The organism is Geomonas paludis (assembly GCF_014193585.1).
Classification (GTDB): Bacteria; Desulfobacterota; Desulfuromonadia; order Geobacterales; family Geobacteraceae; genus Geomonas; species Geomonas paludis.
In genome coordinates this window covers 117,084-131,714 of sequence record NZ_BLXY01000003.1, presented here as the reverse complement: position 1 = coordinate 131,714, position 14,631 = coordinate 117,084, and the positions used below count along the sequence as shown (strand labels likewise).

Here is a 14,631-nt window from a genome sequence, read left to right as displayed (position 1 = left end):
ATCCTCCGGTTTGGGCTAAAGATAATCTATATATGCTGATTGCAATTGTCAACTGAATTACTTTGTTTCCTTCAGGAAGATTTCCTCGCTGAAGTGGCAGGCTGCCCGTTGCCCGGGCACTTTTTCCAGCAGTTCAGGGCGCTGCTCGCTGCATACCGGCTGCGCGTAGGGGCAGCGCGGGTGGAAGGGGCAGCCGCTGGGCGGGGCAACGGGGGAGGGGAGCTCGCCCTTGGCGATCACGTGCCGGGTCCTCTTCCCGGGGTCGATGCTCGGTATCGCGGAGAGGAGCGCCTCCGTGTAGGGGTGCAGGGGGCGGTCCAGCACCTGGTCGCGACTGCCGGTCTCCACGATGCGCCCGAGATACATGATGGCCACCCGGTCGCTCAGGTGGCGCAGCACCGAGAGGTCGTGGGTGATGAACAGGAAGGAGAGCCCGAGGTCCTTCTTCACGTCCTGCAAGAGGTTGATGATCTGCGCCTGGATGGAGAGGTCGAGGGCCGATACCGGCTCGTCCGCGATGATGAGGCGCGGCGACACGGCCAGGGCGCGCGCGATGCCGATACGCTGGCGTTGCCCGCCGGAGAACTCGTGCGGGAAGCGCATCATGTGCTCGGGGGAAAGCCCCACCCGCGTGAGCAGTTCGGCCACCTTGTCGCGCCGCCCGGCGGCATCGCCGATGCGGTGGATCTCCAGGGGCTCCCCGAGGATCTCGGCGACCCGCATGCGCGGGTTCAGCGACGAGAACGGGTCCTGGAACACCATCTGCACCTCTTTGCGGTACTGGGCCAGCTCGCTCTTGCTCATGCGCGCCAGTTCGCGCCCTTCATACTTGATGCTCCCCGAGGTGGGCGGGGTGAGGCCGGTCAAAAGCCTGGCCACGGTGGACTTGCCGCACCCCGACTCGCCGGCAAGGCCCAGCGTCTCACCCGGGTACAGCTCCAGGTCGATGCCGGCCACGGCGGTGAGGATCCGCTTCTCGGCGAACATGCCGCCGCGCACGGGGTACTGCTTCACCAGGTTGTCTGCGGTCAGAAGCGGCGTCATGATACCTTCCGGCAGCGCACCAGGTGTCCCGGCGCCACCTCCCTCATCGCTATGGTTTCCCTCTCGCAGGCGTCGTCGCCGATGGGGCAGCGCTCCCGGAAGGGGCAGCCGGCCAGGTCGCCGCGCAGGTCGGGGACCCCTCCGGCGAAGGTGGCGAGCTTCTCGCCGGGCGTCCCGAACTCCGGGAGCGAGGCGAGCAGCCCCTTGGTGTAGGGGTGCAAGGGGTTCTCGAACAGTTCGGCGGTGGGGGCGCTCTCCACGATCTCGCCGGCGTACATGATGGCGGTCCGGTGGGCGCGCTCGGCCACGATACCGAGGTTGTGGGTGATCAGGATCAGCCCCATGCGCTTTTCCGCCATGAGCCGGTCCAGAAGCTCCAGTATCTGCGCCTGGATGGTCACGTCCAAGGCGGTGGTCGGCTCGTCGGCGATGACCAGCTCCGGGCCGCAGGCAAGCGCCATGGCGATCATGACGCGCTGGCGCATGCCGCCGGAGAGCTGGTGCGGGTAGTCCTTGACCCGGTCCTTGGCGGCGGGGATGCCGACCTGGGTCAGTAGCTCCACCGCTTCGCGCTCGGCGGCCTGTGCGGAGAGGCCGCGGTGGATCCTGAGCCCCTCGGCGACCTGGAAGCCGACGGTGAAGACCGGGTTCAGCGAGGTCATCGGGTCCTGGAACACCATGGCGATCCGGTTGCCGCGGATCTCGCGCATGCGCTCCTCGGAGAGGGCCAGGAGGTCCTCCCCCTTGAAGCGGATCGACCCGGCAACGATGCGTCCGGGCGGGGGGACCAGCCTCAACACCGAGGCGGCCGTGATGCTCTTGCCGCAGCCGGACTCCCCCACCAGGGCCAGCGTCTCGCCCGGTTCGACGGTCAGGTCGACGCCGCGCACGGCCTTCAGCACGCCGGTTTTCAGGCGGAATTCGGTGCGCAGTCCTGTGATCTCTAGAAGTGCCGGCACAAGGGCTCCCGGTGCCCGCGAGGGCACAAAAAGGGCGCGGACCGGCTCTGCGGGCCGCGCTGCAAAGTTTTATCTTATACCATTATTTGAATTACTGGGCAATGCAGGAGTGAGTTGCGTTACCGGCCTTTTGCGGCGCGGGGACCACGTGCAGTCCCGGGTATTCCTCGCGCTGCGGCAGGAAATTGGGCGTCTTCAGGAGCTTGATGAAGATGGGGACCAGTTCGGGGTCGAACTGGGTGCCGGCGTTCTCGGCCAGCTCCTGGATGGCGACCTCGAGCTTGAGCGCCTTGCGGTAGGGGCGGTCCGAGGTCATGGCGTCGAAGCTGTCGGCGATGGCCAGGATACGGGACTCGAGCAGGAGTTCCTGCCCGGTCAGGCGGTTGGGGTAGCCCTTGCCGTCGTAGCGCTCGTGGTGCTGGCCGATGCACAGGCGCACGTCGTGCAGGAATTCGATCGGCTCCAGGATCTTCATGCCGATGGTGGGGTGCTGCTGCAGTTCGGCCACGTCGTCCCTGGTGAGGGTCTCCTCCTTGTGCAGCAGGGAGAGGTCGATGCCGATCTTGCCAATGTCGTGCAGGATGGCGGCGCGCTCGATCACCTTGAGGCGGTTGGCGGGAAGCTCGAGCTTTCTGGCCAGTGCCAGCGAGAAGCGGGTGACGCGCTCGGAATGGCCGCGGGTGTAGCTGTCGGAAGCCTCGATGGCGGAGACCAGGGCCTGGATGGTGTTCAGGTAGGTCTTTTGCTGCTCGTCGTAGAGCATGGCGTTCTTGATGGCGATCGAGGCCTGGGCCGCGATGGTGGAAAGAAGTTCCAGCTCCTCGTGGTTGTAGACCGTGTTGTTGAGCTTGTTGACCACGGTGAGGGTACCGATGATCTCGTCCTTGACCATGAGCGGCGCGCAGATCAGGGTCTTTCTCTCGAAGCCCAGCGGGCTGACGCGGTCGAATTCCGGGGTGAGGGCGATGTCGGCTATCAGAAGCGGCTTGCTGTTCTGGATCACCCAGCTGGAGACGCTGGAGGGCTTCATGGGGACGCGCAGGTGCTGCGGGTTCGGGTCGCGGTAGCCGACCAGGTTGGTGACGCGCAGCTCGCCGTGCTCGGCGTCGTACAGGACCACGTAGCCCACCTGGGCCTGCAGCGTGTCCATGGTGGTCTTCACCACCAGCCGGTACAGGTCCTCCACCTCGATGGTGGAGTTGATGGCCAGACCCAGGCGGTACAGGGTGGACAGCTTCGCCACCGCCTTTTCCAGGTTGGTGTTCTTGTCTTCCAGCTCTCCTGCCAGGTCGGCGATCTTGTAGTTGGCCTCCTCGATCTCCTCGATGCGCTCCTCCAGGGTCACGTTCAGGTTCTCGATCTCCCGGATCTGCTCTTCCAGGCGGCCGTTCATCAGGTGGGTCTCGCGGTGGTGCGCCAGCTTTTCCTGGGCCCGGGCCAGTTCCCTCTCGTGCTTCACGGTCGATTCCATCAGGTCGGCGATGGTGCCGACCATGTGGTTGAAGCTGTTGCCCAGCGAGCGCATCTCGCGGCTGGAGGTGAGGCTGATTTCCTGGGTGAAGTCCCCTTGCTCCACTTTCTCCATGTAGCGCATCAGTTTGCGCAGGGGGCGCTCCACGTAGATGACCAGGAAGGTGAAGATGGTGAATACGGTGAGCAGAACCAGCACGATGGCGGAGACGATGGCGATCTCGCGCTCGCGGGAGATGAAACCGTTCATGTACCCGAGGGAGAGCTTGATCTGGAGCAGCCCCAGGGTTTCGCTGCTGGCGGGGTGACACTTATAACATTGCGGTGCGTTGAAGATGCGTGCGTAGGAGAGGAAGACCCCCTCTTCGGGGAGCAGGGAAAGGTTTCGGCTGGGGAGCTTGCCGCGTCCCTGTTCCGGGATCTGCTTGCCTATTTCGTCGCGGTCGGCGGAATTGAGGATCTTCCCTTCTGCGTCCACGATCCTGATGGACTTGACGAACTCGCGCGACTTGATCCGGGCGAAGATGTTGGCCACCTCGTCGGAGCGGCCGGAGAGCATCGCGTTGGCAATGGAACTCTTGATGGTCTCGATCAGAACGGAAGTGTTCCGGTTGGCAATCTCGTGCAGCATTTCCTTTTGCTGCCTGTAGTTATGGTAGGCAACGGTGGAGATGACGATGACCAGGATCGCGGTGACCAGGGTGAGTATTTTGACTTTGAGGGAGACGCGCATACAGCTCCGAACGGTGGCACAGATCACGCTAAATGGCTAAGCCCCAACAGCGATATAGCCTTTTTTTGTACTTCTGGCAACACTTATTTGGATTTTCCAGATTAGCGTCGCTGCCGTCAAACCTACTGATGTCGACAGTTTAGCTTTGCCGGTTAGTGCGGACCCCCCAGGCGACGACCCCGTGGACCCCGGACTTAATGAGAAAGAAAGCAATTCGCTTGCCAACTCATTAAGCTGAAAACCCTCTGATTAGAGCCACAAAATTATTGACTTTGCGGGCGGTTCCATGGTTTATATCTAAGGCTTTTGCGGGGACAGTTAAACCCATGTGTAAACGGAATTGATGAGCTGCTTCAGGACGTTGATCATATTAATCATCTGCCTCGCCGCCGGGGGTAGTGCCGCGGCGATGCGACCGGAGATGGTGCGGGTGGCCCTGATCAAGGGGGCCGAGACCCTCAGGATCGACGGCGACGGCGTGCTCCTTACCGACGGCCGCGAACCGCTCAGGGTGGAGATGCCCCTCGAGGTGCGGCGCTCCGGCAACGGCCTCACCGTGAACGGCAGGCCGGTGAGCCGCCTGGTGGCCTCCGCCTTTTCGCGTATTTCGGTGAACGGCAAGGGGTACCGCGCGCTCATCGAGGTGACGCCTGCCGACAGGGGGCTCCTGGTGGTGAACGAACTGCCGCTGGAGGAGTACCTGGTCGGCCTCATCAACTGCGAGATCAGTTCCGCCTGGCCCATCGAGTCCATCAAGGCGCAGGCGGTCATCGCCCGTTCCTACGCGGTGTACCAGATGCAGGCCCGCCGCGGCCAGAACTACCAGCTCGAGTCCAGCGTCATGGACCAGGTCTACGAAGGGGCGGACGTAGAGGACAGCCGCGCCGCCTACGGCGTGCGCGAGACCGCTGGAGAGGTGCTCACCTACAACGGCAAGACCATCCAGGCCTTCTACCATTCCAACTGCGCCGGCCACACCGAGAACTCCAGGAACGTCTGGGGGCTCGCCATCCCGTACCTCCAGGGCGTTTCCTGCCGTTACTGCGGCGAGTCCAACCCGATCCGCTGGGAGTTGAACCTTCCCCTGAGAAAGGTGGAGAGCTCGCTCAAGGCCGCCGGCTTCCAGGTGGCGGGCCTCAGGGAGCTGCGGGTGCGCGGCAGGAACGCGAGCGGCAGGGTGCAGGACGTGGTCGCCGAATGCTCCCGCGGCAGCGTCGTCATCCCCGCGGTCGCCTTCCGCAAGGCGCTGGGCTACGGCGCCGTCAAGAGCACCAATTTCGAACTGCGCGGCCAGCGCGACGACCTCCAGGTGGTCGGCGCCGGCTCCGGGCACGGCGTCGGGCTGTGCCAGTGGGGCGCCAAGGGGCGCGCCAACGAGGGGTTCGATTACCGCGAGATCCTTACTTACTATTATCCGGGCGTGAAGCTTTCCGGCGGGTACGGACGTTAGCATGCGCCTCTCCGATTTCGATTACGAACTCCCGCCGGAGCTGATTGCCCAGCACCCGGCCAGCCGCAGGGACGCCTCCAGGCTGTTGACCCTCGAGCGCGCCACAGGCGCGGTGGGGGAAAGCACGGTGGCCGCCATCGCCGGGGAGTTCCGTCCCGGCGACCTTTTGGTGCTGAACGACACCCGCGTCATCCCGGCCCGCCTCAAGGGGCACAAGGAGAGCGGCGGTGCGGTCGAGGTGTTCCTGGTGCGTCGCGTTCCCGGCGACGGTGAGGTGTGGAGCTGTCTGATCAAGGCCTCCAAGTCCCCCGGCCCCGGCACCCGCATCATCCTCCCCGCCGGCGTCACCGCGACCGTGGTGGCCCGCGAGGCAGGGGAATGGCAGGTCCGCTTCGAAGGGAGCGACGATTTCATGGGGTGGCTGGAAGGTGCGGGGAGCATGCCGCTGCCCCCCTACATCAAGCGCGCCCCCGAAGGCGAGGACCTGGAGCGCTACCAGACCGTGTTCGCACGCGAGAAGGGGGCCGTGGCCGCCCCTACCGCCGGACTGCACTTCACCCCGGAGATCCTGGCTGAGATCCGGGGTCGCGGCGTGGAGATCGCGCCCCTTACCCTGCACGTGGGACTAGGGACCTTCATGCCGGTGCGGGTAGAGGACCTGTCCCAGCACACCATGCACCGGGAACTGTACCGGATCCCGCATGAAACCGCGGAGGCCATCCGTCGCACCAGGGAGGCCGGGGGGAGGGTGGTCGCGCTCGGGACCACGTCGATGCGGGCCCTGGAGCACGCGGCATCGACCGGCGAACTGGAGGCAGGGGAGCGCGAGGCGGACATCTTCATCCTGCCCGGGTACCGTTTCCGGGTGGTTGATGCGTTGATAACGAATTTTCATCTCCCCAAATCGACCCTATTTATGTTAGTGTGCGCTTTCGCCGGCAAAGAGTTCATGCTCGAGGCCTACCGCGAGGCGGTACGGCGCCGCTTCCGGTTCTTCAGCTACGGCGACGCCATGTTCATCGGCTGATGCGTTAACCTCCCTCTCCCCCTGGGAGAGGGTCGGGGTGAGGGCGCTGAAATCAGCAATGACCTCGCCGACCGCTGCAGGGCTGCCCATGGCGCCTCCCTCACCCGGCCTTCGGCCACCCTCTCCCGGAGGGCGAGGGGGTGGACGGACGAATGATCATTCGCCCCTACAGTGGACCTTGAAGCAATTGGAAGAGATGACGTTCCTCCCCCTCCCGCAAGGGGAGGGGGATATAAAGAGAATCCGTAGGGAGTGCTTTGTCAGCTATATCGTTTGAACTGATCAAGAAAGACCCGGGCTGCGCGGCCCGTTTAGGCTCTCTGACAACCACGCACGGCAGGATCAAAACCCCGATTTTCATGCCGGTCGGCACCCAGGCCACGGTCAAGGCCATGACCCCCGAGGAACTGGTCGAGGTGGGCTCGCAGATCATCCTCGCCAACACCTACCACCTCTACCTGCGCCCCGGCCACGAGCTGGTGGCGCGGCTGGGCGGCCTGCACCGCTTCATGCACTGGGACCGCCCCATGCTGACCGACTCAGGGGGGTTCCAGGTCTTCTCGCTGGGGGAACTCAGGAAGATCTCCGAGGAGGGGGTGAAGTTCCGCTCCCACATCGACGGTTCCAAGCACTTCATCTCCCCCGAGGTCTCCATCGCCATCCAGGAGGCGCTGGGCGCCGACATCGCCATGTGCTTCGACGAGTGCCCTCCCTATCCGGCGGAACGCTCCTACGTGCAGAAGTCGCTGGAGCTGACCACGCGCTGGGCCAGGCGCTGCAAGGAGGCGCACAGCCGCCCGGACCAGGCGCTCTTCGGCATCGTGCAGGGGGGAATGCACCCGGACCTGCGCCGCGAGAGCGCCCGCCAGATCACCGACATCGGCTTCGACGGCTATGCGCTGGGGGGGCTGTCGGTGGGCGAGGAGAAGGAAGTGATGCACGCCATGATGCAGGAGTGCAGCGACATCCTTCCCGAAAACTCGCCGCGCTACATCATGGGGATCGGCGCACCCGAGGACCTGGTCGAGGCGGTCTACAACGGCTTCGACATGTTCGACTGCGTCATGCCCACCAGGAACGCCAGAAACGGCGCCCTGTTCACCAGTTTCGGCAGGATCAACATCAAGGCGGCCATCTACGCCGAGGACCAGGGTCCCATCGATTCCGCCTGCGACTGCTACGTCTGCCGCAACTACTCCAGGGCCTATCTTCGGCACCTGTACCGCAGCCAGGAGATCCTGGCCTCGCGGCTGAACAGCTGGCATAACCTGCACTTCTTCCTGAACCTGATGAAGCAGATGCGGGAGGCGATCGGCAGGGGCGAATTCGTCAAGTTCAGGCAGGAGTTCTATGCCGCCAGAACAAGCTGTTAGCCGTTTTAATTGAAGTTTTACCGGAAGGTTTTTCACTCTCACGAAGTGATGGAAATACATCCCAGGAGGTAACTAAATGTTAGGTTTGGCGTTTGCAATGGCTGCTCCCGCGCAGGGCGGCGCGCCGGCGGGCGGAGGTATGATGGCGCAGTTCCAGGGGCTGATTCCCCTGGTGTTCATGTTCGCCATCTTCTACTTCCTGCTCATCAGGCCGCAGCAGAAGAAGGCCAAGGAGCACAGGGCGCTTTTGGATGCGCTCAAGAAAGGCGATCAGGTCGTCACCGCCGGCGGCATGCACGGCAAGGTGACCGCACTGGACGACCAGGTGGTCACCCTGGAGATCGCTCCCGGCGTCAACGTCAGGATCAACAAAGGGTACATTGCGTCTGTGAAGCAGGACTAGTGTATTGAAATTTTTCCGAAAGGAGCTTTTCCCATGAAGGGTTATACCTGGCGCATCTCTCTTATCCTCATTTTCATCATCGCCTCGTGCGTCTACCTGACGCCGACCTTGGTCGACACGCTCCCGAAGTGGTGGAGCGGCCTGCTGCCCAAGGACAAGATCCACCTGGGTCTTGACCTGCAGGGGGGCACCCACCTGGTCATGGAGGTCGAGACCCAGAAGGCCGTGGAAGGCTCCCTGGACCTGATCGCCACCGACCTCGAGGACTCCCTCACCGCGCAGAACCTCCGCTTCAAGAAGATCGCGCGCCTGGGCGGCGACAAGGTGCAGCTCACCCTCTACGATCGCGGCTCCGCCGACAAGGTGCAGGCGCTGATCAAGAAGAAGTACCCGGACCTCGAGACCCTGCCGGTCTTCGACGAGGGTGGCTTCGTCAACATGCAGCTGCGCATCAACGAGAAAGAGGCCCAGGTCAGGAAGGACCGCGCCGTGGCGCAGGCCCTGGAGACCATCCGCAACAGGATTGACCAGTTCGGCGTTTCCGAGCCGGTGATCCAGCGCGAAGGCTTGAACAACATCGTCGTGCAGCTCCCCGGCATCAAGGACCCCAAACGCGCCATCGAGCTGATCGGCAAGACCGCCCGCCTCGAGTTCAAGCTGGTGGACGAGACCGTGAACGCGGCCACCGCGACCGCCGGCTCGCTCCCCGAGGACGACGAACTCCTCACCGAGAAGAGGACCGACCCCCAGACCGGCGCCGTCTCCGAGACCCCGCTGGTGGTGAAGAAGAAGGCCATCATCACCGGCGAGCTGCTGACCGACGCCCAGATCAGGATCGACTCCCAGTACAACCAGCCCTACGTCGCCATCGAGTTCAACTCCACCGGCGCACGTCTGTTCGACCAGGTGACCGCGGCCAACGTGGGCAAGCGCTTCGCCATCGTGCTGGACAACAACATCTACTCGGCTCCGGTGATCCGCGAGAGGATTTCGGGCGGTTCCGCCCAGATCTCCGGTTCCTTCACCGAGAAGGAAGCCGCCGACCTGGCCATCGTGCTGCGCGCCGGTTCGCTCCCCGCTCCGGTCAAGATCCTGCAGAACGTCACCGTCGGACCTTCCCTGGGTCGCGACTCCATCCACAAGGGGCTCATGGCCGGCCTGATCGGCGTGCTGCTGGTCGTCTCCTTCATGGCCATGTACTACAAGCTCTCCGGCATGGTGGCCAACCTGGGCATGGTGCTCAACATCCTGTTCCTGATGGGCGCGCTCTCCGCGCTGGGCGCGACGCTGACCCTGCCGGGCATCGCCGCTATCGTCCTGCTGGTCGGTATGTCGGTCGACTCCAACGTCCTCATCTTCGAGAGGATCCGTGAGGAGCTGCGCCTGGGCAAGACGCCGCACGCGGCGCTCGACGCCGGCTACGACAAGGCGTTTCTCACCATCATGGACTCACACGTGACCGCCCTCATCACCGCAGCGGTGCTGTTCCAGTTCGGCACCGGCCCGGTCAAGGGCTTCGCCGTCTCGCTGAGCCTCGGTATCATCATCAACCTGTTCACGTCGCTCGTCGCCACGAAGGTGCTCTTTGACGCCTTCCTGGAGCGCGTCCACGTGAAGCGACTCAGCGTATAAGGGGGAGACCAATGGAACTGCTCAAGAAGACCAACATAGATTTCATCGGCATGAGGAAGTTCTCCTTCATCGCCTCCGGCATCATGGCCATCATCGGCATTCTCGGCATCATCGCCATCGCCCGCGGCACCGCCAACATGGGCATCGACTTCTCCGGCGGCACCGAGATGCAGATCAAGTTCGCCCAGCCGGCCAGCACCCAGGCCATCCGTGAGGCTTTAGGCAAGGCTGGAGTGAAGGAAGTGGAACTGCAGGAGATCACCGGCGGTAACCAGGTCATCGTGAAGATGCACAAGTCCACCGGCAAGTCCGCCGACCAGGTCGCCGACGCCCTCAAGGCCGGCATCCCGGGCAACACCTTCACCGTGGAAAGCTCCACCGAGATCGGCCCCTCCATCGGCGAGAAGCTAAAGCAGGACACCCTGGTGGCCGTGGCGCTCTCCATGCTGGGCATCATCCTCTACATCGCCTGGCGCTTCGACTTCAAGTTCGGCGTGGGCGCGGTGATCGCCACCATGCACGACGTGCTCGCCATGATCGCCGTGTTCTACGTCATGCACCGCGAGGTCAACATCCTGTTCATCACCGCGGTCCTGACCATCGCCGGTTACTCGCTCACCGATACCGTCGTCGTCTTCGACCGAATCCGCGAGAACATGCACAAGAGCCTCAAGGACCCGATGATCACCATCTTCAACAAGTCGATCAACGAGACCCTGTCCCGTACCATCATCACCTCGGTGACCACCTTCCTCGCCGCAGTATCGCTGTTCCTGTTCGGCGGCGAGGTGATCCACGACTTCGCCTTCGCCCTGGTCGTGGGCGTCGTGGTCGCCACCTATTCGTCCATCTTCGTGGCGAGCCCGATCGTGGCGTTGTGGGAAAAGCACGCGGTCGAGACCAAGGCCGAGGCCGCCTAAGGAGGTTCTGTGAACAAGGAGAACGTACTCACCATAGTGGTAGCGCTGATCGTGGGGCTTCTGGGAGGCTACCTGATCTTCAACATCGCCGGCCAGAATAAGGCTCCCGAGGTCGCCATGAGCGTGCCGCAGGGCGCGGGTTCGCCGACCGACTACCAGCGGCGCATCGTCGAGGCCGAGAAGATCGTGGCCGCGGATCCCAAGAACCTGCAGGCCTGGATCCAGCTTGGCAACGACTACTTCGACACCGACCAGGCCCAGAAGGCGGTCAACGCCTACGGCAAGGCCCTGGAGCTCGATCCCAACAACCTGAACGTGATGACCGACCAGGGCATCATGTACCGCAAGATCGGCTGGTACGACAAGGCGATCGCCAACTTCGAGAAGGCGCAGTCGATCGACCCCAAGCATCTGCAAAGCCTGTACAACCTCGGCGTGGTCTACCTCCAGGACCTGAAACAGCCGGACAAGGCCAAGGAGATCTGGACCAAGTACCTGCAGTTCGACTCGACCAGCCCGACGGCACAGCAGATCAAGAACGACATGGCAGGCCTGAACCAGATGCCGACCTCGTTCAAGAAGTAAGGGAAGAGACAGATTAAGATTGAGATTAAGATAAAGAAAAAGATGGAGAAAAAACCCGCCCACCGGCGGGTTTTTTTTTAGGGGACTGGCTCCGCCAGGTGCCTGTCCCCTTTGTTGCTTGCTGAAGGATGCAGGGGGGACTGGCTCCGCCAGGTGTCTGTCCCCCTTTAGTTTGTGGAAGCTGGCCTGGCCGAAAGGAGCGTTCCGCTAAAGGGACAGGCACCTGACGGAGCCAGTCCCTTCTGCTGCCGTCAAGTGAGGGGGAGTAGGACTTGCCGCACATTAACCGCGCAACCGGCTGTTCCTTATGCTATGATTGCACCCTGATTTTTTTCCATTGGAGGAGGGATGAAACCTGTCACCCATAGAAGCTGGCGCGCCAGGGAGGCGGATGCCGAGGCGGTGTCCGGCCTGACCCGGGCCGGCGTCGCTCCGCTTTTGGCGCGCCTTTTGGCCCACCGCGGCGTCTGCGCCCCCGAAGAGGCCGACGGCTACCTGAACCCGGTGCTGTCCCGGCTGCACGATCCCATGCTCATGGCCGGCATGGAGCAGGCGGTGGCGCGGCTGGTCCGGGCGCTCAAGGCCAAAGAGCGGGTCTGCGTGCACGGCGATTACGACGTCGACGGCGTCACCTCCTGCGCCGTCCTGATCAGCTTCTTCCAGAAGATCGGCCTCGACTGCTGCCACTACATTCCCAAGCGCCTCACCGAGGGGTACGGCCTCTCCGAGCAGGGGGTGACCGCGGCGGCCCGCGCCGGCGCCACCGTGCTGGTCACCGTCGACTGCGGCATTACCGCCGTCAACGAGGCGCGCCTGTGCCGCGAGGCCGGCGTCGACCTCATCGTCACCGACCACCACTCGCCGGGCGAAGAGCTCCCGGACGCCTGCGCCGTCATCAACCCGCTGCAGCCCGGCTGCCCGTTCCCGTTCAAGTCACTGGCCGGGGTCGGCGTCGCCTTCCACCTGGTGGTGGCACTGCGCGCCCGGCTGCGCGCCGACGGCTACTTCAAGCCCGGCGCCGAGCCCGATCTCAAGGAGTACCTGGACCTGGTCGCCCTGGGCACCATCGCCGACGTGGTGCCGCTTCTGGGCATCAACCGGGTGCTGGTCACCTACGGCCTGAAGCAGCTCTGCGCCGGCACCCGGGTGGGCGTCGAGGCGCTCAAGGAGGTGGCCGGGATCACGGGTGAGGTGGGTTGCGGCGCGGTCGGCTTCCGGCTGGCCCCGCGCATCAACGCGGCCGGGAGGCTCGAGGACGCCGCGCTCGGGCTCGAACTGCTGCTCTGCCGCGACCCCCAGCGCGCCCGCGACATCGCCCGCGAACTGGACGAGGCCAACGCCGAGCGCCAGGCCCTGGAGCGCGCCACCTTCGAGGAGGCGCGCGCCATGCTGGAGCAGGGGGCCTGCAGCGGCCGCAAGAGCATCGTGCTCGGCTCGCAAGAGTGGCACCCCGGGGTCATCGGCATCGTCGCCTCGCGCATCGTGGAGCTTTTCCATCGTCCGGTGATCCTGTTCGCCTTCGATGGCGCCACGGGCAGGGGCTCGGGGCGCAGCATCTCCCGTTTTCACCTTTTGGACGCCATCAAGGAGTGCGCCGATCACCTGCTGCGCTTCGGCGGACACAGCCACGCCGCCGGCCTCTCCATCGTGCAGGAGGAACTGGAGCGCTTCGCGCTGCGCTTCGACGAGGCGGCCCGGGAAGCCCTCGACGCCGACGCACTCACCCCCACGCTCGCCTTCGACCTGGAGCTGGATGGCGATGAGATCACCGCGGACCTGGTGCGGCAGCTGGAGCAGATGAAGCCCTTCGGCATGGGGAACCCCGAACCGCTCTTCGTACTGAAGGGGGCCCGGGTGCTCGAGAGCCGGGTGCTCAAGGGGGGGCACCTGAAGCTCAAGGTAGGGCAGGGGGGGGAGAGTTTCGACGCCATCGGCTTCGGTCTCGCCGAGGCGGGCCTGCCGCAGGGGAACGTCGACCTCCTCTTTGCCCCCACCATCAACGTCTGGAACGGCCGGAGTTCGCTGCAGCTGACCGTGAAGGACCTGCGCCCGGAGGGGACGTGCTGAGGAGCGACCGCTTCAACAAGGCCGACCGCGTCATCCGCATCGGCTTTTGGGCCAACGCGGTCCTCATGGTGCTGAAGCTCGCCGCCGGTCATTACGGCCATTCCGATGCGGTCTTCGCCGACGGCGTGGAAAGCGCCTGCGACTTCATCGCCATCGGCATGACCCTGATCGCCCTCAAGGTCGGCCGCAAACCCTACGACTCGGATCACCCCTACGGCCACGGCAAGGTGGAAAGCCTCTCCGCCATCTTCGTTTCGCTGGTGATCGCCGCCACCGGGGGGTGGATTCTCTACGGCGCCGCCACCATCATGCTGGAGGGGCGCTACGCCACGCCGGCGCTGGTGGCCGTTTTGGCCGCGGCCGGCACCATCGTGGCCAAGGAGGCGCTGTACCGCTACTCCATGAAAGTCGGGGGGAGCCTGGGAAGTCCCGCCCTGCTCGCCATCGCCAAGGACCATCGAAAAGACGCCATCACGTCGGTCGCCACCCTGGTCGGGGTCGGGGGCGCCTACTTCGGCATCCGCATCATGGACCCCATTGCAGCCGCCCTCACCTCGCTCTTCATCTTTCACATCGGCTACCACACCTTCCGCATCTCGGCCCACGAGCTCATGGACGGTCAGCCCGAACAGTCCCTTCTGGACGCCATCACCCAGATCGCCCGCAGCGTGGAGGGGGTGGACCAGGTGCACGAGATCAGGGCGCGCCACTCCGGACAGTACCTCATCGTCGATCTCAAGCTCGAGATGCCCCCGGAGATGACCGTGAAACGATCCCACGACATCGCCACCGAAGTGAAGCGGCGCATCTTCGAACATTTCAGCAACGTGGGTGACGTGATGATACACATAAACCCTTCCGACGAACCGCACGAAGACCTGATCCGCCTCTAGCACGGCTCTTTCATTCTTCCCCTCGACGTATATCACCTTGCTGCGCCCGTGATTTTAATCACATCTTTTCTTGAC

Annotated in this window: 12 protein-coding genes; 9 read left to right on the top strand and 3 right to left on the bottom strand. The window is 63.9% G+C overall.

Annotated features, from left to right (window positions below):
* Nucleotides 1-57 precede the first annotated feature (57 nt).
* The 3 genes from H7687_RS10535 to H7687_RS10525 all read right to left on the bottom strand — a co-directional run bounded on the left by H7687_RS10535 (nucleotide 58) and on the right by H7687_RS10525 (nucleotide 4,206).
* On the bottom strand, nucleotides 58-1,044 hold the full coding sequence (locus H7687_RS10535) for an ABC transporter ATP-binding protein (RefSeq protein ID WP_183347049.1): 987 nt from the start codon (nucleotides 1,042-1,044) through the stop codon (nucleotides 58-60).
* Complete coding sequence (locus H7687_RS10530; RefSeq protein WP_183347047.1) at nucleotides 1,041-2,003, bottom strand: ABC transporter ATP-binding protein; 963 nt, start codon at nucleotides 2,001-2,003, stop codon at nucleotides 1,041-1,043. Before H7687_RS10530 ends, H7687_RS10535 begins: the two co-directional genes overlap by 4 nt.
* Before the next feature lie 91 nt (nucleotides 2,004-2,094).
* Nucleotides 2,095-4,206, bottom strand: a complete 2,112-nt coding sequence (locus H7687_RS10525; protein ID WP_183347045.1) for an HD domain-containing phosphohydrolase — start codon at nucleotides 4,204-4,206, stop codon at nucleotides 2,095-2,097.
* Between the two features lie 343 nt (nucleotides 4,207-4,549).
* Here H7687_RS10525 and H7687_RS10520 point away from each other — a divergent pair, with 343 nt between their 5' ends.
* From H7687_RS10520 to H7687_RS10480, 9 genes are all read left to right on the top strand, one after another.
* Complete coding sequence (locus H7687_RS10520) at nucleotides 4,550-5,656, top strand: SpoIID/LytB domain-containing protein (protein ID WP_183347043.1); 1,107 nt, start codon at nucleotides 4,550-4,552, stop codon at nucleotides 5,654-5,656.
* A 1-nt stretch (nucleotide 5,657) separates the two neighbouring features.
* Complete coding sequence (gene queA / locus H7687_RS10515) at nucleotides 5,658-6,683, top strand: tRNA preQ1(34) S-adenosylmethionine ribosyltransferase-isomerase QueA (RefSeq protein ID WP_183347041.1); 1,026 nt, start codon at nucleotides 5,658-5,660, stop codon at nucleotides 6,681-6,683.
* A 257-nt stretch (nucleotides 6,684-6,940) separates the two neighbouring features.
* Nucleotides 6,941-8,056 (top strand): tRNA guanosine(34) transglycosylase Tgt, encoded by a 1,116-nt coding sequence (gene tgt, locus H7687_RS10510; RefSeq protein WP_183347038.1) that lies wholly within the window; start codon nucleotides 6,941-6,943, stop codon nucleotides 8,054-8,056.
* Nucleotides 8,057-8,132: 76 nt separating this feature from the next.
* Nucleotides 8,133-8,459: a preprotein translocase subunit YajC gene (yajC, locus tag H7687_RS10505; RefSeq protein WP_183347036.1), complete on the top strand. Its 327-nt coding sequence runs from the start codon at nucleotides 8,133-8,135 to the stop codon at nucleotides 8,457-8,459.
* Between the two features lie 33 nt (nucleotides 8,460-8,492).
* Nucleotides 8,493-10,091 (top strand): protein translocase subunit SecD, encoded by a 1,599-nt coding sequence (gene secD / locus H7687_RS10500; RefSeq protein ID WP_183347034.1) that lies wholly within the window; start codon nucleotides 8,493-8,495, stop codon nucleotides 10,089-10,091.
* 11 nt (nucleotides 10,092-10,102) lie between these two features.
* Complete coding sequence (secF, locus tag H7687_RS10495) at nucleotides 10,103-11,011, top strand: protein translocase subunit SecF (protein ID WP_183347032.1); 909 nt, start codon at nucleotides 10,103-10,105, stop codon at nucleotides 11,009-11,011.
* A 9-nt stretch (nucleotides 11,012-11,020) separates the two neighbouring features.
* Nucleotides 11,021-11,596, top strand: coding sequence for a tetratricopeptide repeat protein (locus H7687_RS10490; RefSeq protein WP_183347030.1), 576 nt, complete (start codon nucleotides 11,021-11,023; stop codon nucleotides 11,594-11,596).
* A 348-nt stretch (nucleotides 11,597-11,944) separates the two neighbouring features.
* On the top strand, nucleotides 11,945-13,663 hold the full coding sequence (gene recJ / locus H7687_RS10485; RefSeq protein WP_183347029.1) for a single-stranded-DNA-specific exonuclease RecJ: 1,719 nt from the start codon (nucleotides 11,945-11,947) through the stop codon (nucleotides 13,661-13,663).
* On the top strand, nucleotides 13,657-14,556 hold the full coding sequence (locus H7687_RS10480) for a cation diffusion facilitator family transporter (protein ID WP_183347027.1): 900 nt from the start codon (nucleotides 13,657-13,659) through the stop codon (nucleotides 14,554-14,556). Before recJ ends, H7687_RS10480 begins: the two co-directional genes overlap by 7 nt.
* Nucleotides 14,557-14,631 lie beyond the last annotated feature (75 nt).

Bases quoted from the DNA above. Each gene is read 5' to 3' on its own strand.
- H7687_RS10535 (WP_183347049.1), bottom strand. From the start codon at position 1,044: ATGACGCCGCTTCTGACCGCAGACAACCTGGTGAAGCAGTACCCCGTG.
- H7687_RS10525 (WP_183347045.1), bottom strand. From the start codon at position 4,206: ATGCGCGTCTCCCTCAAAGTCAAAATACTCACCCTGGTCACCGCGATC.
- H7687_RS10520 (WP_183347043.1), top strand. From the start codon at position 4,550: ATGAGCTGCTTCAGGACGTTGATCATATTAATCATCTGCCTCGCCGCC.
- queA (WP_183347041.1), top strand. From the start codon at position 5,658: ATGCGCCTCTCCGATTTCGATTACGAACTCCCGCCGGAGCTGATTGCC.
- yajC (WP_183347036.1), top strand. From the start codon at position 8,133: ATGTTAGGTTTGGCGTTTGCAATGGCTGCTCCCGCGCAGGGCGGCGCG.
- secD (WP_183347034.1), top strand. From the start codon at position 8,493: ATGAAGGGTTATACCTGGCGCATCTCTCTTATCCTCATTTTCATCATC.
- secF (WP_183347032.1), top strand. From the start codon at position 10,103: ATGGAACTGCTCAAGAAGACCAACATAGATTTCATCGGCATGAGGAAG.
- recJ (WP_183347029.1), top strand. From the start codon at position 11,945: ATGAAACCTGTCACCCATAGAAGCTGGCGCGCCAGGGAGGCGGATGCC.